We start from the raw sequence: 19455 nt of genomic DNA, 5'->3' as shown, positions 1-19455 counted from the left end.
CAAGCGTTCGCTTGGTTCTTGGACAGGCAGGCCAGAATCTGGCTAGAGTTTCTAGCCTCAACACCTTCTACACAATGCATCAACAACACGAAGGGACAGCACATGCCGACATCATCGAGCTCACCGGCGCTGGAGCGCTTCCTCGCCGCCCGCGACTTCCTGCAGGCGAATCGCGAGGACTACGACACCGCCTATCGCGACTTCCGCTGGCCGACGTTCAGCGAGTTCAACTGGGCCCTGGACTACTTCGATGTCATGGCCCGGGACAACGACGCCCCGGCGCTGTGGATCGTCGAGGAGGATGGCCGGGAGGCGCGGCTCAGCTTCGCCGAGATGGCGCGGCGCTCCAACCAGGCCGCCAACTGGCTGCGCTCCCTGGGCGTGGCGCGGGGCGACCGGGTGCTGCTGATGCTGGGCAACGAGGTGGCGCTGTGGGAGGTGATGCTGGCCTCCATCAAGCTCGGCGCGGTGATCATCCCCGCCACCACCCTGCTGACCCCGGAGGACCTCGAGGATCGCATCACCCGCGGCCAGGTAAGACACCTGGTGATCGGCCATGAGCACCTGGAGAAGTTTGCCGGCCGAAAGGACACTCTGACGCGGATCGCCGTGGGCGGCACCGCCGAAGGCTGGCACGACTTCGCCGACTCCCGAGACGAAAGCGACGCCTTCACCCCCGACGGGCCGACCCCCGCCGACGACCCCATGCTGCTCTACTTCACCTCGGGCACCACCTCCCAGCCCAAGCTGGTCACCCATACTCACCAGTCCTACCCGGTGGGACACCTCTCCACCCTCTACTGGATCGGCCTGCAGAAGGGGGACCGCCACCTCAATATCAGCTCTCCGGGCTGGGCCAAGCACGCCTGGAGCTGCTTCTTCGCCCCCTGGAACGCCGGCGCCTGCGTCTTTCTCTACAACTATTCGCGCTTCGACGCCGCCGCCCTGCTGAAGGTGCTGACAGACTACGAGATCACCACCCTCTGCGCGCCGCCCACGGTGTGGCGACTGCTGATCCAGCAGGACCTGGCCTCCCACCGGGTCGCCCTGCGCGAGGCGGTGGCCGCCGGCGAGCCCCTCAACCCCGAGGTGATCGAACAGGTACGTCGGGCCTGGGGCCTCACCATCCGCGACGGCTTCGGCCAGACCGAGACCACCGCCCAGATCGGCAACTCCCCGGGCCAGCCGCTCAAGGCGGGCTCCATGGGCCGTCCGCTGCCCGGCTACCGGGTGGCAATGCTCGATGCCGAAGGCAAGCCGGCCACAGAAGGGGAAGTCGCGCTGGCGCTGGGCGAGGAGCGCCCCGCCGGCCTGATGGTGGGCTATGCCAACGATCCGGAGCGCACGGCGGCCGCCATGCAGGGCGGCTACTACCTCACCGGCGACGTGGCGAGCGTGGATGACCAGGGCTACATCACCTACGTGGGCCGCGCCGACGATGTCTTCAAGGCATCCGACTACCGCATCAGCCCCTTCGAGCTCGAGAGCGTGCTGATCGAGCACCCCGCGGTGGGCGAGGCGGCCATCGTGCCCAGCCCCGACCCGGTGCGCACCTCGGTGCCCAAGGCCTATATCATTCCTGCCGCCGGCCATGAACCCAGCGCCGAACTGGCCCAAGACATTTTCGCCTTCACCCGCGAGCGCCTGGCGCCCTACAAGCGTATCCGCCGGCTGGAGTTCGCCGACCTGCCCAAGACGATCTCGGGCAAGATCCGTCGCGTGGAGCTGCGTCAGGCCGAAGCCGACAAGGCCAGCGACCAGCGCGGTGAAATGGAGTTCTTCGAGGATGATTTTCCGGATTTGAAGGGCTGAATCACCGGGCGCCCAGGGCTATCGCAGTTACCGGAGGCAAGGGGCGCTGGGGATAAGCCGAAGAGGAGGTCCGAGGACCAGGGGTGAGGAGCACTGCTCCGAACGGGCTGGCCATGGATGGCCAGCACCGGACCTGCAAGCGGAGCGGGACGCGAGAGCGCTGCAGGGCCGAGGTAGCGTACAGGGAGGTATTTACAGCGCCTCCTCGTAGGCTTGTCGCCAGATCAGCCCCGAGCTATCGAGCAGCCAGGCTATCTGCGATAGCCCTGACCGGGCGCCCTGATACATTGACAATGGACGCCCACCCATATGAAAAACCCGGCACCGCCAAGGCGGTGCCGGGTTCTTGTTTGTCATGACATCGGGCCGGAAGCAGGCCCTGCCAAGGCGATCAGGTCAGGCTGGGACCGGCCTTGACGATCGCATCGCTGACGCCCTCGAACTTCTTGAAGTTGTCGACGAACTTGGCGGCCAGCTCCTGGCGCTGACGGTCGTAGGCGTCCTTGTCTTCCCAGGTCTCGCGCGGGTTGAGCAGGCTGGAATCGACGCCCGGCACCGCGGTGGGCACATCGAGGTTGAGGCCATCGAGGCGCTGGGTCTCGACCTCGCGCAGCATGCCGGACTGAATGGCACTGATGATGGCGCGGGTAGTCGGGATGGAGAAGCGTGCACCGCCCTCGCCGTAGGCGCCGCCGGTCCAGCCGGTGTTGACCAGGTAGACCTGGGCGTCCTTCTCTTCCACGCGCTTGATCAGCAGGTCGGCGTACTCGCGCGCCGGACGCGGGAAGAAGGGTGCACCGAAGCAGGTAGAGAAGGTGGCGGCCAGGCCCTCGGAGGAGCCCATCTCGGTGGAGCCCACCTTGGCGGTGTAGCCGGAGAGGAAGTGGTAGGCCGCAGCCTCCTTGGAGAGCACGGACACCGGGGGCAGCACGCCGGACATGTCACAGGTCAGGAAGACGATGGCGTTGGGCTCGCCGGCGCGGTTCTCGGGAACGCGCTTGTCGACGTGCTCCAGCGGATAGGCGGCGCGCGAGTTCTGGGTCAGGCTATCATCGGCATAGTCCGGCTCGCGACGGTCGTCGAGGACCACGTTCTCCAGCACGGTGCCGAACTTGATGGCGTTCCAGATGACCGGCTCGTTCTTCTCGGAAAGGTCGATGCACTTGGCGTAGCAGCCACCCTCGATGTTGAAGACGGTGCCCGGGCCCCAGGCATGCTCGTCGTCACCGATCAGGTAGCGCGCCTGGTCGGCGGAGAGGGTGGTCTTGCCGGTACCGGAGAGGCCGAAGAACAGGCAGGTCTCGCCATCCTCACCGACGTTGGCGGAGCAGTGCATCGGCAGCACGTCGAATTCCGGCAGCAGGAAGTTCTGTACCGAGAACATCGCCTTCTTCATCTCGCCGGCGTAGCGCATGCCGGCGATCAGCACCTTCCTCTCGGCGAAGTTGATGATCACGGTGCCGTCGGAGTTGGTGCCGTCGCGAGCCGGGTCACACTCGAAGCCGGCGGCATTGAGGATGGTCCACTCCTCCTTGGCGGAGGGGTTGTAGGCCTCGGGGCGCACGAACATGGTGCGGCCGAACAGGTTCTGCCAGGCGGTCTCGGTCTGCACGCGCACAGGCAGGTAGTACTCCGGGTCACTGCCCACGTGCAGCTCGGAGACATAATGCTCGCGGCTCTGCAGGTAATCCTCGACACGCCCCCAGAGCGCACCGAACTTCTCGGCGTCGAAAGGACGATTGACGCTGCCCCAGTCGATCTTGGCGCTGGTGGTCGGCTCGTCGACGATGAAGCGATCCTTGGGCGAGCGACCGGTGCGGACGCCGGTGCTCACCACCAGGGCGCCATTGGCTGCCAGGCGGCCTTCGCCGCTGGCCACTGATCGCTCGATCAGTTCGGCGCTGCTGAGGTTTACGTGGGCGTGGGAAGCTTGGGGTGTGGTCATGTCGATTCCTGGGCCGTGGGCCGATTCTCTCGTGTGCCTGGCGTCGCCGGAGACGCGAAAAGCCGGGGGTAGCATGGCGATCGGGCCCTGCGGCTGGCTGCCTGTGGACCATGATCGCGCCTGAAAGCGGCGCCATTATGGCAAAAAGGACGAGGGCGGGGAACGCCATTTTTGGGCGAAATTCATGTAGTTTTTCTACAACATGCGCGGAATTCGCCACGCGTTCACTTGTGCACCGCAAAAAGAATGCGCCGGCTAGGCATGCCGGACGCCAGCCTCGTCATCAGTGCAGGGTCGCCGGTGGCTCGCTGGCGCCGGCCAGCAACGCCTCGACCTCCTCCTCGGAGAAGGCGTAGCGAGTGTGGCAGAAGTGGCACTGCGTCTCGATGCCGCCCTGCTCCGCGACCACGTCGCGCAGTTCCTCGGCACCCAGCGTCACCAGGGCATCGGCGATGCGCTCCCGGGAACAGGTACAGCCGAACCGCAGCGCCTTGGGCGGGAAGATGCGCACCGTCTCCTCGTGATAGAGGCGCTGGAGAAGCGCCTCGGGGGCCAGGCCCAGCAGCTCCTCCTGCTTGACGGTCGCCGCCAGGTGCACGCTGCGCTCCCAGGCATCGAGATCCTGGTTCTGCGACTCGTCAGGCATGCGCTGCAGCAGCAGGCCTCCGGCGCGCAGACCATCGGCGGCAAGCCACAGTCGGGTGGGCAGCTGCTCGGACTGGGCGAAGTAGTCGGCCAGGCAGTCGGCCAGGCTATCGCGGTCCAGGGCGACGATGCCCTGGTAGCGGTGCCCCTCGCGGGGGTCCAGGGTGATCATGATCTGCCCCTCGCCCACCAGCTCGCGGAAGCCGGCACTCTCGTCGGGGATCGCCGCGTCCTCGGCCATGCGGGCGATGGCACGCAGCTCGCCGCCGGGGTTGGACTCGGCCATCAGCAGGGCCAGGGCGCCGTTGCCGCGCACCTCGATACTCAGGGTGCCATCGAGCTTGACGGTGTCGGTGAGCAGGGCCACCGCGGCGAGCAGTTCGCCGAGCAGGTGATTCACCGCGGGGGGATAGGCGTGGCGATCGAGGACATCGGCATAGGCCTGCTCGAGGGTCACGAGCTCGCCGCGCACGTTGGTGTTGTCGAACAGGAAGCGCTGGATCTGGTCGGTCATGGGACTCGTATCTGGATATGAAGTTGGGCGCATTCTACCAGCCTCACCCCTTCTCGCGGATACCCTGCCCCGACAGGCGCTCGCGGTCGTGGGGGCGCGAAAGCTCGAGGATGGGGCCGTGGGGCACGATCCGGGTGGGATTGATGGTGTCGTGGCTGTAGTAGTAGTGGCGCTTGATATGGTCGAAGTCCACGGTCTCCTTCACTCCCGGCCACTGGTAGAGCTCGCGCAGGTAGTTGGAGAGGTTGGGGTAGTCCTCGATGCGCCGCAGGTTGCACTTGAAGTGGCCGTGATAGACGGCATCGAAGCGCACCAGGGTGGTGAACAGGCGAATATCCGCCTCGGTGAGCCACTCGCCGGCCAGGTAGCGATGCTCCGCCAGGCGTGCCTCCATGCGGTCCAGGGCCTCGAACAGCGCCACCACATGCTTCTCGTAGACCGCCTGGTCAGTGGCAAAGCCCGACTTGTAGACCCCGTTGTTGATGTGGTCGTAGACATCGGCGTTGACCGACTCGATGGTCTCGCGAAGCGCGGCCGGATAGAAGTCGAGGCGGTTGCCGGTGAGCCCATCGAAGGCGCCATTGAACATGCGCATCAGCTCGGCCGACTCGTTGTTGACGATGCGTCCCTGCACCTTGTCCCACAGCGCCGGTACCGTGACCCGCCCGGTGTAGTGCGGGTCGGTCAGGGTATAGAGTTCGCGGTGATAGGCCACGCCATTGATGGGGTCGCCACTCGCGCCCTCATTCTGGTGGTAGGTCCAGCCCTGGTCGAGCATCAGCGGGCTGACGTGGGAGAGGCCGACGAGCTCCTCGAGCCCCTTGAGCTTGCGCATGATCATCACGCGGTGGGCCCAGGGACAGGCCAGCGAGACATAGAGGTGATAGCGCCCCGCCTCGGCGGGCAGCCCCGGCTGATTATCGGGGCCGGCCCCGCCGTCACGGGTCACCCAGTCACGCAGCTTGGCAGATTCGCGCACGAACTCGCCGCCGTGCTTGTCGGTGTCGTACCACTGGTCGTGCCACTTGCCGTCGATCAACAGGCCCATGGAAATCCTCCTCTGGTGGGCGGCCTTCGCCGCGATGGGTCATTCCCCCAGAGTAAGACGAAACTATCGATGCTTCAGCGCATATTCTGGGCGCTTTCATTCGATAGCATCGAATTCCACCCTGCCCGTGCCACGCTGCGCCTCACTGGTCAGGGCACCGGCCAGGAAGCGTGTCGCCGGGCCCGCGCGGTCGCGGTCGCGATGGATCAGCTGCACGGGAATCTCACGGATACCCCCGGCGGTGAGCGGCAGCGGCTGGAGGCGTCCGGTATCGAGTGCCTGGCGAATCCGCGTCTCCGGCAGCCAGGCGAAGCCGAGGCCGCGCTCCAGCATATCGATGGAAGTCTCCAGGTGGCTCAGGGTCCAGCGCTGCTCGGCCTTGAGCCATCCCGCATCCATGGATTGCCGCAACGCCGAGTCGCGCACCACCAGTTGGCGGTGCTGCACCAGGTCCCGCAGGTCCAGCGGCCGCCCCAGGCGATGCAGGGGGTGGTCGGGATGGGCAACCGCCACGAAGCGCACGGTGGCCAGCGGCTCGCCCAGGAACCCCTGGGCGGAAAGGCCCGAGATCACCAGATCGGCTCGGGCGTCATAGAGCATCTCGATGCCGCCGTTGAGCACCGTCTCATGAAGCTGTACCCGCACATGGGGATAGGCCGCCGAGAAGGTGGCCAGGGCGCGGGCCAGGGCGTCGGGGGGAAACACCTGGTCCACCGCCAGCACCACTTCGGCCTCGAGGCCCTCGGCGAGGCTGCCGGCCACCTCCTCAAGGGCCGCCGCGCTCTCGATCAGCTGGCGCGCGCGGCGCAGCAGCATCTCGCCCGCTTCGGTCAGGCGCACCTGGCGGCCTGCCGGCTCCAGGACACGCACGCCCAGCTGCTCCTCCAGCTTGTGGACCGCGTGATTGAGGGTGGAGGGACTCTTGTGGATCGCCTCGGCGGCACGCGCGAAACCACCGTGATCGACGACCGCCGCCAACATCTGCCACTGGGCCAGGGTAACGCGGGACATTTCGACCCCCTCGAATATTTAAAGCGAAACTATGCGCTTAAGTTTCGAAAAAACCGACCTAAAATACCAGCCATGACCCGACAGATCACAAGGCAATCACCATGAGCGCATCACAACTCCGCCAAGTCCAGCAGCTGCAGCCGAGCCGCCCCAGCCAGGACGGTGACGGCGTCAAGATTCGCCGGATCCACGACTTCGGCGGCGGCCTGGACCCCTTCCTGATGCTCGATGAGCTGGGCTCCGAGCGTCCCGACGACTATATCGGCGGCTTCCCGCCGCATCCTCACCGCGGCATGCAGACGCTGACCTATGTGCTACACGGCGGGCTGACCCACGAGGACCACCTGGGACACTCCAGCACCATTCGCGCCGGCGACGCCCAGTGGATGCACACCGGCCGCGGCATTATCCACTCGGAGATGCCACTCACCGACAGCCAGGGCCTGCACGCCTTCCAGCTGTGGATCAACCTGGCCGCCAGCGAGAAGATGAGTGCCCCCACCTACCGCGACGTGCGTGCCACCGAGATGCCAAAACTGGCCGGCGTGGCGGCGAGTGAGCTGGTCGCCCTGGGTGGCCGCTGGCAGCGTGACGACGGCGAGGCCGTCGAAGGGCCGCTGGATGCCCTGGCCGGCCAGGGGGGCGTGGCCCATGCCCGCCTGGGAGCGGGAAGCGAACTGGCACTGCGGGTCGATGCCCCGACCCTGCTGGTCTATGTGTTCGCAGGCGAGCTCGATATTGGCGAGACTCGGGTACCGGCCGGCCAGCTGGCGCGGCTGGGCTCGGGCAGCCGTCTCGCGTTGACCAGCGCCGAGGGCGCCGACGCCCTGCTGCTGACGGGTATCCCCCACGGCGAGCCCATCGCTCACTACGGCCCCTTCGTGATGAACTACCAGCACGAACTGGAGCAGGCGCTGCGTGACTATCGCGACGGCCACTTCGCCGAAGGCATGGCCTGAGCGGCACACCGGGACGTATTGGCCGGGGGTTGCAATCCCCGGCCGACTTCGTTCCAATGCATACTTAGCAAACAGCGTTCACTTTCCTCTTGTGCCACCCGCGTCACGGCCACCACAGCCGCTCGGGGTGGCACAACTGTGCATGCGTACAGACTAGGCAGCCCCCCCATCATGGGTTATGGTTCAGAAGCCTTTTTCTACCTTTATCTTTATTCACTGGCCTTTATCCATGCTGCGAGTCCTCCATTCGCTGCCCCGCACGCACAAGTTATTGCTGTTACCGGTCGCCACCATGGTCACCGTGCTGGGCGCACAGAAGATCGTCACCACCTATCAGGATGTCCAGCGCGACTCCCGGTCGCTGGAGACCGTCGTCATTCCCCTCGACGCCGATGCCACCTCCCGTCTGCCCTCACTGAGCCTTCAGCGCGGCCCCGTGGGTGACGCCATCGAACTGGCCAACCAGGCGCTGGACGCCACGCGACAGCGTGTGCCCATCACCCAGTTGAAGGTCAGCGAGGTGGTCGACCTCGAGCTGATCGACGAGGCCGACGCCGCCAGCGCAGGCACTCCTCCTCCCCTGCTGGCCCGTCGCGGCGATGACGCCGCGTTGGGAGGCGACACGCCCCTGATGATGGCCAAGGGGACGACTCACGCCACCCTGGACGAGCAGGCCGTGCGGATCGCCAGCGAGATCGCTGCTCGAGAGACCGACAGACTGGATCGCGGTGCCCTGCATATTGCCACGGTGATCGGCACCATCGGCAGCGGCATGCTCGACCACGACGGCAGCCTGGTGGCCGATGCTACCTCCTACGAGGAGATCCCCGAGGGCGAGTTGAGCGTGCTCGACGACGTGCCGGTACTTCTCGAGCGTGAGATCGCCGCTCGCGAGCCCTATGTGCCGGAGTGGGAGACCTACACCGTCCAGCCCGGCGATGCCTTCGCGGCGATGGCCCAGAACCGCCTGGGCCTGGGTTACAGCGAGGTCCTGGCCCTGCTGGAACAGCTGCCCGACAGGAACATGCTCGAGCGCTGGCGAGTTGGCAGTCGCCTCGACTACCAGCTGGACAAGGACGGCAAACTGCTCTCGCTGCGCATGATGCGCGATGCCCGCAGCGGCTTCGTCGCCGAGCGCGAGGGCGAGGCCTTCGAGGTCGCCAGCATCGAGCACACCGGCGAAGCCGCCCAGCGCCTGTTCGCCGGCACCGTCAGCGGCAGCTTCACCCGCTCGGCCCAGGCCACCGGCCTCTCCAGCACCGAGGTCTCGCGCCTGACCCACGTGCTGGGCAAGAAACTCGACTTCCGCCGCGACACCCGTCGCGGCGATCATTTTCAGGTGCTGGTCGAGTCCGATGTGATCAACGGCGAGAGCTTCGATCCGCGCATCCTGGCAGTTCAGTATGAGGGCGAGCGCACCGCGCTGACCCTGGTACGCAACAGTGCCGACAACAACTTCTACACTCCGGAGGGCGAGAGCCTCGACCCCGCCTTCAATCGCTACCCCTTCGAGGGTCGCTACCGGCTGAGCTCCAACTTCAACCCGCGTCGCAAGCACCCGGTGACCGGGCGCATCAGCCCACACAAGGGCACCGACTTCGCCATGCCGATCGGCACACCGATCACCGCGCCCTCCGACGGCGTAGTCGAGTCGGTGCGTAGCCACTACGCCGCGGGCCGCTACGTGGTGATCCGCCACGACAACGGCTACCGCACCCGCTACCTGCACCTCTCCAAGCCGCTGGTCAGCCGCGGCGAGCGCGTGACCATGGGGCAGCGTATTGCGCTCTCCGGCAACACCGGCCGCAGCACCGGACCACACCTCCATTACGAGGTGCTGGTCAGCGACAATCAGGTCGACGCCATGAAGGTCAAGCTGCCGGAGAACAAGAGCCTCGCGGGCGATCGACTGGTGGCCTTCCAGCGTGAGGCAGAGCCGCTGCTCGCCGCTCTGCAGTCCGGCGAGGTCGGCCCGGTGGTGGCCAGCACCGCCGAGACGGATCCCGACGAGGAGGCCGACGAGGGCTGATCGCGCGTCGTACCATCCCCGCTGTTCCGCTGCGCCCCGCCATCGTGCGGGGCGTCTCGATTTAGCCTCCCCCGCGCCCGGAGAGCCCCGTGTCATCCTCCCTCTCGCGTTCTCCCCTCCCTGCCCCGCCGCCCGAGAGCCGCCTGGCGGCCTTCCTCGGCGTATTCCGCTACAGCCGCCGTGCCATGATCCTGGTGTGGCAGACCTCTCGCGCACTCACCGTGGGCCTGGCGATCGCCACCCTGGTGGCCGGTGTGCTGCCGGCGGTGGCGGCCTGGCTCGGCCAGTTGATCGTCGATGCCGTGGTGGCCACCATGGAACAGCATGCCGAGACGGGCAGCGTGGCCTGGTGGCCAGTGCTGCGCTACGTGCTGGCCGAAGGCGGGGTGATCGCCGCCATCGCCCTGGCCCAGCGGACGCTCTCGGCACAGCAGTCGCTGCTGCGGGCCCTGCTCGGCCAGAAGGTCAACGTGATGATCCTCGAGAAGGCCGGCACCCTCAGCCTCGCCCAGTTCGAGGACTCGGAGTTCTACGACAAGCTCACCCGGGCGCGTCGCGAGGCCTCGATTCGCCCCCTGGGGCTGGTCAACAAGACCTTCTCTCTGGCCCAGAACGGCATCTCGCTGATCAGCTTCGGGGTGCTGCTGGTGCAGTTCTCCCCCTGGGCACTGCTGGTGCTGGTGGTTGGCGCCCTGCCGGTGTTCATCTCCGAGGCCAAGTTCTCCGGCGACGCCTTCCGGCTGTTTCGCTGGCGCTCCCCCCAGACCCGCATGCAGATGTACCTGGAGACCGTGCTGGCCCGCGAGGACAGCATCAAGGAGGTCAAGCTGTTCGGCCTCGAGCCGCTGCTGCTGTCACGCTACCGGAAGATCTTCGACACGCTCTACGCCGAGGACCGCCGGCTCACACTGCGCCGGGAGGGCTGGGGCTTCGTGCTCGGCCTGCTGGGCACCGTCGCCTTCTACGGCGCCTACGCCTGGGTGGTGGTGGAGACCATCACCGGCACCCTGAGCCTGGGCCAGATGACCATGTACCTGATGGTCTTCAAGCAGGGCCAGGCGGCACTCTCGGCGAGCCTGACCTCGATCAGCGGCATGTACGAGGACAACCTCTACCTCTCCAACCTCTACGAGTACCTGGAGCAACCGGTGGCCCCGGAGGCCGGCCGCCTGACCGTAGGGACTCACCCCGGCGACGGCATCCGCTTCGAGAACGTGGGCTTCACCTATCCCGGCGCCGAGGCGCCCGCCCTCTCGGGCATCTCGCTGCACCTCAGGCCCAGCGAGAGCCTGGCGCTGGTGGGCGCCAACGGCTCGGGCAAGACCACCCTGATCAAGCTGCTGACCCGGCTCTATGAACCGAGCACGGGGCGCATCCTGCTGGACGGCAACGACCTGCGCGAGTGGGACGTCCAGGCGCTGCGCCGGCGCATCGGAGTGATCTTCCAGGACTTCGTGCGCTACCAGATGAAGGTCGGCGAGAACCTCGGCGCCGGTGACGTGGCCGCCTTCGAGGACGAGGCCCGCTGGCGCGAGGCCGCCCGGCGTGGGCTGGCGGATGACTTCATCGCCGAGATGCCCGGCGGCTACCACACCCAACTGGGGCGCTGGTTCAAGGACGGCCAGGAACTCTCCGGCGGCCAGTGGCAGAAGGTCGCGCTGTCGCGGGCCTATATGCGCGAGAGCGCCGATATCCTGGTGCTCGACGAGCCCACCGCGGCCATGGACGCCGCCGCCGAGGCGGCGGTCTATGCCGATTTCCGCGACCACAGCCAGGGCAAGATGACCATCCTGATCTCGCACCGCTTCTCCACGGTGCGCGCCGCCGACCAGATCCTGGTGATCGACGGCGGCAAGATCCTCGAGCAGGGCGACCATGCCAGCCTGATGGCCGCCAACGGCCGCTATGCGCGACTGTTCCGCCTGCAGGCCAAGGGGTATGAGTGACTACAGCGCCAGCGGCCGATCCAGCGCCCGCAACAGGGCGTCGTCGCGCGCATAGATATCCGGCCGGAAGACCAGCTGGCCAGCGGAGGACGGATGCACCGTCCAGTAGTGCAGGATCACCGGCATCGGCTCGGCCAGGGGCACGTTACGGGTGCGCCCCGCGGCCAACAGGGAGCCGAGGTCGCGGCCACTGCCGGTATCGTCGAACAGCAACTGGGCGAACTCCAGCACCCCCTGCACGCGGATGCAGCCCGAACTGAAGGCCCGCTGCTCCCGGGCGAACAGCCCCTGGGCCGGGGTGTCATGCAGGTAGACCAGGTGGTCGTTGGGGAAGCGCACCACCACCCGACCCAGGGCGTTGTTGGGCCCGGCGGCCTGGCGAATCATCACGTTGCCCGGGTTCGACCAGTCGACCTGGCCCGGGCTGAGGCGCTGCCCGGAGGGGGTCAGCACCTGCATGTTGCGCCGGGCCAGGTAGCCCGGATCGCGACGCACGCTGGGGATCACGTCCTCGCGCAGGATGGTCGGTGGCACCGTCCAGGTCGGGTTGACGGTGAGATGAGTAATCTCCGAACGCAGCGACGGGGTGCGCCGATAGGGCTGGCCCACCACGATGCGCGAGCGCCACACTTCGCCATTGGGGCGGAAGTAGCTGAGACGGTAGCCGGCGATATCCACCAGCACGAAGGCCTCGGGCAGGCCGTGCATCAGCCAGCGGGCACGCTCCAGGTTGAGGCGGATCTGGTCGACGCGCTTGCCCACCGGCACATTGAGGGCGGCCCGGGTACGCGGCCCGACGACACCATCCGTTGCCAGCAGGTGGCGGTCCTGGAAGCGCTTCACCGCCGCCTCCAGTTCGGCATCGAAGCGCCGTGGGTCTGGAGCCTCCAGCTCGGCCGCGGGCAGGATCGAGGCATCCGCCGCCACCACCGCCAGCTCGCCGATCTGGGCCAGGCGCCCGCGCAGGATCGCCACGTCGGGGTGCGTCTCGCCCAGGCGCAGGGTCGGCCCACCCTCTGGCAGCATCGGCCAGCCACCCAGGCGCTGGATATGGCGATAGCGGGCCAGGCCCTGGCGGAGCCACTCGTAGGGGGCATAGGCCGGGCGTACCGAATCGAGCAGCGCCGCGATCTCCCCCGTCTCCACCGCCCTCACGATCGCCGTCACGGGAGGCAGCTGCACGTTGACGGGCACTTCCCAGTCGGCATCGATGCTGTGCGGATCGACCTTGCCGTGGTGGAGATGGCGCAGCGCCGTGAGCAGGGCACGCGTGGCCCGGGTATCGAAACGCCCCCTGGCCATATCGCCGCCAGCCTGGGCCTGGCGAAACTCCGCCAGCAGGCGGTCGGCGCCATAGTCAGCGGGGTCGAGGCCATCCTCGGTCAGCTGCCGCAATGCCTCGACCAGCGCCTCGACCTGCGACTCACGAACCCAGGCGGCCTGGAAGTCACGCGCCGCGTAGAAGGCCTCCGTGACCCCATCACGCCCCTCGAGGGCCTGCTCCACCACGCCCACGGCGCCTTCCCGCGCCGTGGGCTGCTGCGCCTGGGCCATGCCTGACACCAGCATGATACCCAGCGCCATGACACCTATCGCGACAGATCGCCGCATGTTCGCCTCCAAAATCGTTTACTTCTAATTTGGCCGCCCCACCCCTTCCCTACATAATAGCGACAAACTAGGAGACCCCCTATGCTGCGTTCGACCCTGTTCGGCGGCCTGCTGTGCGCGGCCGGCCTGATGACCAGCGCCACCGCCGGCGCCGACACCACCCTGGCCCAGGCGCTGCACCCCCGTCTCCTCGGCGACGAGGCGCTGGTCGACACCCTGACACGCCTGGCGCCGGCGGCGAGTCACGAGGTGCTGGCACTGGCCGCCGAGGCCCTCTCCTGCGCCGACCCGCACGCCGAGCGCCTGGCGGTGATCGACTACTCGCTGCCCTCCAGCGAGCCTCGGCTGTGGGTATTCGACCTGCGCCGCAAGGCGCTGCTCTTCGAAGAACTCGTCTCCCACGGCCGCGGCTCCGGCGATGCCCTGGCCTCGCGCTTCTCGAACACGCCGGAAAGCCACCAGTCGAGCCTGGGACTGTTCCGCACCATGAACACCTACTATGGACGCAATGGCTATTCGCTGCGCCTCGAGGGCCTCGAGGCGGGTGTCAACCATCTCGCCTATGAGCGCGCCATCGTGATGCACGGCGCCGACTATGTCAGCGAATCCTTCATCGAGCAGACCGGCCGCCTGGGCCGCAGCCACGGCTGCCCGGCGGTGCGCCAGGAGGTCACCTATCCGCTGATCGACAGCCTCAAGGAGGAGCAGTACCTGTTTGCCTACTACCCCGACCCCGAGTGGCTGGCGAGCTCCGCCTACCTCGACTGCGACCGCACCCCGGACCAGCAGCTCGCCATGCAGTAGCCATCACTTTCCCTCGGCGGCGAGAAGCTGCCATGATGCGTCGCTGCATCATGGCCTGACGACCGAACGAGGGTGAGCATGAGCGAGACCAAGCATATCGACCTGGCGCTGCAGGGCGGCGGCGCCCACGGTGCCTTTACCTGGGGCGTGATGGACCGCCTGCTGGAAGACCCACGCATCGAGATCGAGGGCATCAGCGGTACCAGCGCCGGTGCCATGAACGGCGTGGTGATGGCCGACGCCCTGACCCGCGGCGACCGCGACACCACCCGCCAGGCCCTGCACGACTTCTGGGCCGCGGTGAGCCGCGCCGGCATGGCCAGCCCCATCCGCCGCACCCCGCTGGACATGCTCACCGGCAACTGGAGCCTGGACCACTCCCCCGGCTACGTGGCCATGGACCTGATGAGTCGACTGGTCTCGCCCTACCAGTTCAACCCCTTCGACCTCAATCCGCTGCGCGACATCATCGCCGAACGCGTCGACTTCGAGCGGGTTCGCCGCTGCCCCGACCTCAAGCTCTTCGTCACCGCCACCAACGTGCGCAGCGGCAAGCAGCGCGTCTTCACCCGGGAAGAGATGAGCGTCGAGGCGGTGATGGCCTCGGCCTGCCTGCCCAGCGTCTTCCATGCCGTGGAGATCGACGGCGAGGCTTACTGGGACGGCGGCTACACCGGCAACCCGGCACTGATGCCGCTGATGGAGCACTGCGGCTCCCGGGACATCGTCATCGTGCAGATCAACCCCATCTACCGTGACGAGGTGCCCACCGACGCCGCGGGCATCATGAACCGCCTCAACGAGATTACCTTCAATACCTCGTTGATCAAGGAGGTGCGCATGATCGCCATGCTCCAGCGCCTGCTCGGCGACCACGGCATCGACATCGGCTGCTACGCCGGCGCCCTGTTCCACCGCATCAGCGGCGACGAGGCACTTGCCGAGCTCTCCGTGTCGAGCAAGATGAATGCCGAGTGGCCCTTCCTCTGCCACCTGCGCGACGCGGGCCGGCACACCGCCGAGGCCTGGCTGGCCGAGCACTTCACGGATCTCGGCAACCGCTCCACCCTGGACGTCGAGTGGGTCTACCACCACGCGGAGTAAACCCGGCTGCGTTGAACCTTCGCCGACCACGCGCCCTTGCCGGCCACTGCCACGCCGACCATGCTCGAGTCAGCGGGGCACCCCATTGCCCGCCGCTAGTTGCCCAAGGCCACAGGAGGAGTTACCAGCGCTACTGATGCTGTCAGGTCGCTGTCACCTTCCTGACATCGTGCGCTGACAGTGTCGACATGAGGCCGTCACATGACGCCTGACTCGCGACAATCAGGAGAGCTGCGCCGATGGTACGCATCGACAAGAAGGCCACCCGGCTGTACGTGCTGGACACCAACGTGCTGCTGCACGACCCCGCCGCCCTCTACCAGTTCGACGAGCACGAGGTGGTCATCCCCATGACCGTGCTCGAGGAGCTCGACAAGCACAAGAACGGCATCCGCGAGATCGCCCGCACCGCCCGCCAGGTCAGCCGCACCCTATCCGACCTCACCGCCGACGTCGGCCTCGAGCAGATCCGCGACGGCATCCCCATCCGCCGCCTCAGTGGCCCCGAGGGCCGCCTGCGCCTGCTCTGCTACACCGACCTCGCCACACTGGAGCCGCTGGACGACACCCCCGACAACCGCATCCTGGCCGAGACCTGCCGCCTGCGCCGCGAACGCGCCGACGCCTCGGTGATCCTGATCACCAAGGACATCAACCTGCGCGTCAAGGCCGCCGCCCTGGGCGTGCCGGTGGAGGACTACCTCACCGACCGCGCCTTCGACGACAGCGATGCCATGCTGGAGGGCGTGCGGATCTACCCGGATGCCGGTAGCGAGCTGTGGAATGGCCTGGCCCTGGACGTCACGGTGGAGCGTGACCAGCAACGCGTGGTCTACCACCTGGTGGGCGAGATCCCCGCCGACTGGCATCCCGGCATGCTGGTCGCCGACGGCGATGCCAGCTTCGAGGCCATCGTGCGCGAGGCGAGCGGCCGACGCGCCCGCCTGGAGCTGATTACCAACTATCGCCATGGCCCCAGCGTGTGGGGCGTCCACGCCAGCGACTGCCACCAGAACTTCGCCTTCAACCTGTTGATGGATGACGACATTGACCTCGTCACCGTCGCCGGCAGCGCCGGTACCGGCAAGACCTTCATGACGCTGGCCGCGGCCTTCCAGCAGACCCTGGACAGCAAGCGCTTCGAGCGCATCGTCTTCACCCGGGCTCCCATCTCCATGAGCGAGGATATCGGCTTCCTGCCGGGTACCGAGGAGGAGAAGATGTCGCCCTGGATGGGCGCCTTCCACGACAACATGGACAACCTGCTGCGCAACGAGGACGGCGAGTCCAGCTGGGACAACGGCGCCACCCGCCAGCTGCTCGGCGCCCGGGTCCAGATCCGCGCTCCCGGCTTCATGCGCGGGCGCACCCTCAACGACACCTTCCTGATCATCGACGAGGCGCAGAACTTCACGCCCAAGCAGCTCAAGTCACTGGTCACCCGGGCCGGGCGCAACACCAAGATCGTCTGCCTGGGCAACGTGGGGCAGATCGACACCCCCTACCTCACCGCCAACACCTGCGGCATGGCGGCGCTGGTGCAGCGCTTCCGCGACTGGCCCCACGCCGGCCACGTCACGCTCAAGAGCGTGGAACGCTCGCGCCTGGCACTGGCCGGCGAGGAGCTGCTCTAGGGGCGGCGCTCCTCAGAGGCGGCCGCCTCGCAGAGCCCGGGCCTCCCGATACGCGGTGTGCCCGGGGTCAAACCTGGGGCCAGGCCTCCCTGGCCGTGACGGCAGCGGCGTGACGTGACCTACCGTCCCCTCCTCACAGGGCCCTGGGGTCCTGGATGAGTTCCTCGGGGCCGCAGATCCGGTTGCGCCCGCTGCGCTTGGCGCGATAGAGCGCGCGATCCGCCTGGGCGAGACCCGACTCCAGTGAGCCCTCCCCCCCGAGTACCGCAAGCCCCAGGCTGACAGTGAAGCGCACCACCTCTCCCTCCGACTCCAGTTCGATGGCGGCAACCGCCTGCCGCAGACGCTCCAGCACGCTCCAGGCTTCCTCGGGACGGCTGTCCACCAGCACCACCACGAACTCCTCACCACCGATGCGCGCGAAGAGGTCGTAGGGGCGCAGTGATTCACGACAGGTCGTGGCAAAGGCCTGCAGGGCCAGGTCGCCCACGGCATGGCCGTAGGTATCGTTCAAGGCCTTGAAATGGTCGAGGTCGAGCATGGCAAGGGACAGCGACTCGCCGTGGCGGGTCGCGCGGGCCAGGGCCGCCTCGCCCTGCTCGAGGAAGGCACGACGGTTGAGGGCCCCGGTCAGCATGTCGGTCCCCACCAGCCGCTGCACCCGCTGCTCGACCTGCTTGCGCTCATCGATGTCGATAAGCAGCCCATCCCACATCAGGTCACCCTGGCCGCGTGCCAGGGGCGTGGCACGCGCCTCGATCCAGCGTATTCCCTCGGGCAGCGAGAGCCGAAACTCCAGCTGCCAGGGGGCAAGCGACACCGCGGACTGGGCCAGGCTGGCCTCGAAGCGCTGCCGGTCGTCTCGGGCCAGCCGGCCGAGCAGGGCCTCGGGGTCATCCATGCACTGCTCCGGCGCCAATCCGAAGAGCGAGCGCAGGGCCTCACTGAGATAGAGGAACTCGAGCTGTCCATTGCCGCCCTGCCGGAGCCGGAACAGTGCGCTGGGGACCCGCGAGACGGTACTCTCCAGACGCCCCAGCAGCTGGCGGTCGCGCAGCTCACGTTCGCGCATGCCGGTCACGTCATACTGCATCACCAGCAGCCGCAGCGGCCCCTCGTCACGCACCAGCGGCTGGATCATGGTGGTCTGATGGCGCAGGGAGCCATCGGCACGTCGGCACAGCAACAGGCCCTGCCAGGGCCGCAGGGTCGTCACGCACTGCTCCAATGCCCGGGCGAAGTCGCCGTGCAGCGGATCGATGTCTAGGGTCACGGCACGCCGGCCCAGCAGTTGCTCGGGCGGATGGCCGGCATGGCGTTCGAAGGCGGGATTGACCCGACGCACCACACCCTGATCGTCCAGCAGCATCACGGCGCCGGGGTAGTGCTCGAGCAGCAACGCGTCGAGGCCTGGCTCTCCTGCCGCCCCGCCACGCCACCAGCGTTGCCATCTCTCCCTGAATGCAGCCATCTCCTCACTCCGAGGTTCCCTGTGCAGTAGGCGGGCCTCTCCGGACCCTGCTGTCAGCCTAACCCAGTTCGCCCCGGGACACACCCCACGCGAAGCAACCTCCGGCGACGCCCGTGGCGATCCTTGAAGGCGCCTCAGCGCCCCAGGCACTTGCCCAGCCAGTGGCCGATGTCCGCCACCTGCTGGGGGCAGACCGCATGCGCCATGGGGTACTGGCGATAGTGGGCCGGGTAGCCCAGGCGCTTGACCGTCTCGAAGCCCGCCTTGCCCAGCGCCTCGGGTACCACCGGGTCGAAGCTGCCGTGGTGGACCTCGATGGGCAGCTCGCGGTTGGCCTCGGCCAGCGCGATGCTCTCGGCGGTGGCGAAGTAGGTGGAGAGCGCCAGCAGCCCGCCCAGGGGCCGCTCGAAGGAGAGCGCCGCCTGGTAGGCCACCGCCCCGCCCTGGGAGAAGCCGGCCAGGATGATGCGCCGGCTGTCGATGCCGTGGCCGATCTGCTCGCGCACCAGGGCCTGGATGCGCTCCGCGGAGGCGTGCAGCTGCGCTTCATCGACGCGCCGGTCGAGGCTCATCTCCTTGATGTCGTACCAGGCGGGCATCACCATGCCGCCGTTGATGGTCACCGGCAGGCGCGGAGCATGGGGCAGGATGAAGCGCACGCTGGCATCCTGTGGCAGCGCCAGCGCCGGCACCAGCGGTTCGAAGTCGTGGCCGTCGGCGCCCAGGCCGTGGAGGATGAACACGCAGGCGTCGACGGGCTTGTTGCCGCGGGGGTCGATGATCAGCTCACCGGGTTCGCTCATGGGAATTCGTCTCCAGCGGGGACAAGGCTTCACCCTAGCGCAATGCGCCGGAGCTGGCCATCGGGGCCAGGGACCCAGACAGCAGAAAGGCCCGCCGTGGCGAGCCTTTCATCGACTGC

General features: G+C 67.4%; 14 protein-coding genes. 7 read left to right on the top strand and 7 right to left on the bottom strand.

Features of this window, described 5'->3' with window-relative positions; genetic code table 11:
* Positions 1-102 precede the first annotated feature (102 nt).
* Positions 103-1812, top strand: coding sequence for an AMP-binding protein (locus NFH66_RS03615; protein WP_349608472.1), 1710 nt, complete (start codon positions 103-105; stop codon positions 1810-1812).
* A 391-nt stretch (positions 1813-2203) separates the two neighbouring features.
* Here NFH66_RS03615 and NFH66_RS03610 read toward each other — a convergent pair whose 3' ends face one another.
* From NFH66_RS03610 to NFH66_RS03595, 4 genes are all read right to left on the bottom strand, one after another.
* Positions 2204-3757: a phosphoenolpyruvate carboxykinase gene (locus tag NFH66_RS03610; protein ID WP_349608470.1), complete on the bottom strand. Its 1554-nt coding sequence runs from the start codon at positions 3755-3757 to the stop codon at positions 2204-2206.
* Positions 3758-4040: 283 nt separating this feature from the next.
* Complete coding sequence (gene hslO / locus NFH66_RS03605; RefSeq protein WP_349608468.1) at positions 4041-4916, bottom strand: Hsp33 family molecular chaperone HslO; 876 nt, start codon at positions 4914-4916, stop codon at positions 4041-4043.
* A gap of 43 nt (positions 4917-4959) precedes the next feature.
* The gene (locus NFH66_RS03600) at positions 4960-5964 is read right to left on the bottom strand and encodes a glutathione S-transferase family protein (RefSeq protein ID WP_349608466.1); all 1005 of its coding nucleotides are present in this window, start codon (positions 5962-5964) and stop codon (positions 4960-4962) included.
* 96 nt (positions 5965-6060) lie between these two features.
* Positions 6061-6975, bottom strand: coding sequence for a LysR family transcriptional regulator (locus tag NFH66_RS03595; RefSeq protein ID WP_349608465.1), 915 nt, complete (start codon positions 6973-6975; stop codon positions 6061-6063).
* A gap of 101 nt (positions 6976-7076) precedes the next feature.
* On the opposite strand from NFH66_RS03595, the gene NFH66_RS03590 reads away from it, so the two are divergent.
* The 3 genes from NFH66_RS03590 to NFH66_RS03580 all read left to right on the top strand — a co-directional run bounded on the left by NFH66_RS03590 (position 7077) and on the right by NFH66_RS03580 (position 11909).
* Complete coding sequence (locus NFH66_RS03590; RefSeq protein WP_349608463.1) at positions 7077-7934, top strand: pirin family protein; 858 nt, start codon at positions 7077-7079, stop codon at positions 7932-7934.
* A 229-nt stretch (positions 7935-8163) separates the two neighbouring features.
* Complete coding sequence (locus NFH66_RS03585) at positions 8164-9963, top strand: peptidoglycan DD-metalloendopeptidase family protein (protein WP_349608461.1); 1800 nt, start codon at positions 8164-8166, stop codon at positions 9961-9963.
* An 89-nt stretch (positions 9964-10052) separates the two neighbouring features.
* Complete coding sequence (locus NFH66_RS03580; protein ID WP_502878629.1) at positions 10053-11909, top strand: ABC transporter ATP-binding protein; 1857 nt, start codon at positions 10053-10055, stop codon at positions 11907-11909.
* Here the strand turns inward: NFH66_RS03580 and NFH66_RS03575 are convergent, their stop codons facing one another.
* Positions 11910-13493, bottom strand: coding sequence for a L,D-transpeptidase family protein (locus tag NFH66_RS03575; RefSeq protein ID WP_349608459.1), 1584 nt, complete (start codon positions 13491-13493; stop codon positions 11910-11912).
* Between the two features lie 108 nt (positions 13494-13601).
* Between NFH66_RS03575 and NFH66_RS03570 the strand changes: the two genes are divergently transcribed.
* The 3 genes from NFH66_RS03570 (at position 13602) to NFH66_RS03560 (ending at position 17062) form a co-directional block, all read left to right on the top strand.
* The gene (locus NFH66_RS03570; RefSeq protein ID WP_349608457.1) at positions 13602-14324 is read left to right on the top strand and encodes a murein L,D-transpeptidase catalytic domain family protein; all 723 of its coding nucleotides are present in this window, start codon (positions 13602-13604) and stop codon (positions 14322-14324) included.
* A gap of 78 nt (positions 14325-14402) precedes the next feature.
* Positions 14403-15428 carry a patatin-like phospholipase family protein gene (locus NFH66_RS03565; protein ID WP_349608455.1) on the top strand — a complete coding sequence of 342 codons (1026 nt, stop codon included), beginning with the start codon at positions 14403-14405 and terminating at the stop codon, positions 15426-15428.
* 239 nt (positions 15429-15667) lie between these two features.
* Positions 15668-17062: a PhoH family protein gene (locus NFH66_RS03560; protein WP_349608453.1), complete on the top strand. Its 1395-nt coding sequence runs from the start codon at positions 15668-15670 to the stop codon at positions 17060-17062.
* Between the two features lie 133 nt (positions 17063-17195).
* On the opposite strand, the gene NFH66_RS03555 is transcribed toward NFH66_RS03560, so the two are convergent.
* Positions 17196-18533, bottom strand: coding sequence for a sensor domain-containing diguanylate cyclase (locus NFH66_RS03555; RefSeq protein ID WP_349608451.1), 1338 nt, complete (start codon positions 18531-18533; stop codon positions 17196-17198).
* Positions 18534-18667: 134 nt separating this feature from the next.
* On the bottom strand, positions 18668-19336 hold the full coding sequence (locus NFH66_RS03550) for an alpha/beta hydrolase (RefSeq protein ID WP_349608449.1): 669 nt from the start codon (positions 19334-19336) through the stop codon (positions 18668-18670).
* Positions 19337-19455 lie beyond the last annotated feature (119 nt).

The sequence above is a fragment of the Halomonas sp. H10-9-1 genome (assembly GCF_040147005.1).
Classification (GTDB): Bacteria; Pseudomonadota; Gammaproteobacteria; order Pseudomonadales; family Halomonadaceae; genus Halomonas.
Note: the sequence above shows the minus strand (reverse complement) of the source record. Positions and strands in the feature narration are given on the sequence as shown.

What these genes read in the sequence shown, in the direction of transcription:
- NFH66_RS03560 (WP_349608453.1), top strand. Translation starts at nt 15,668, where the DNA reads ATGGTACGCATCGACAAGAAGGCCACCCGGCTGTACGTGCTGGACACC.
- NFH66_RS03595 (WP_349608465.1), bottom strand. Translation starts at nt 6,975, where the DNA reads ATGTCCCGCGTTACCCTGGCCCAGTGGCAGATGTTGGCGGCGGTCGTC.
- NFH66_RS03550 (WP_349608449.1), bottom strand. Translation starts at nt 19,336, where the DNA reads ATGAGCGAACCCGGTGAGCTGATCATCGACCCCCGCGGCAACAAGCCC.
- NFH66_RS03570 (WP_349608457.1), top strand. Translation starts at nt 13,602, where the DNA reads ATGCTGCGTTCGACCCTGTTCGGCGGCCTGCTGTGCGCGGCCGGCCTG.
- NFH66_RS03585 (WP_349608461.1), top strand. Translation starts at nt 8,164, where the DNA reads ATGCTGCGAGTCCTCCATTCGCTGCCCCGCACGCACAAGTTATTGCTG.
- NFH66_RS03610 (WP_349608470.1), bottom strand. Translation starts at nt 3,757, where the DNA reads ATGACCACACCCCAAGCTTCCCACGCCCACGTAAACCTCAGCAGCGCC.
- NFH66_RS03565 (WP_349608455.1), top strand. Translation starts at nt 14,403, where the DNA reads ATGAGCGAGACCAAGCATATCGACCTGGCGCTGCAGGGCGGCGGCGCC.
- NFH66_RS03615 (WP_349608472.1), top strand. Translation starts at nt 103, where the DNA reads ATGCCGACATCATCGAGCTCACCGGCGCTGGAGCGCTTCCTCGCCGCC.
- hslO (WP_349608468.1), bottom strand. Translation starts at nt 4,916, where the DNA reads ATGACCGACCAGATCCAGCGCTTCCTGTTCGACAACACCAACGTGCGC.
- NFH66_RS03575 (WP_349608459.1), bottom strand. Translation starts at nt 13,493, where the DNA reads ATGGCGCTGGGTATCATGCTGGTGTCAGGCATGGCCCAGGCGCAGCAG.
- NFH66_RS03555 (WP_349608451.1), bottom strand. Translation starts at nt 18,533, where the DNA reads ATGGCTGCATTCAGGGAGAGATGGCAACGCTGGTGGCGTGGCGGGGCG.
- NFH66_RS03600 (WP_349608466.1), bottom strand. Translation starts at nt 5,964, where the DNA reads ATGGGCCTGTTGATCGACGGCAAGTGGCACGACCAGTGGTACGACACC.
- NFH66_RS03590 (WP_349608463.1), top strand. Translation starts at nt 7,077, where the DNA reads ATGAGCGCATCACAACTCCGCCAAGTCCAGCAGCTGCAGCCGAGCCGC.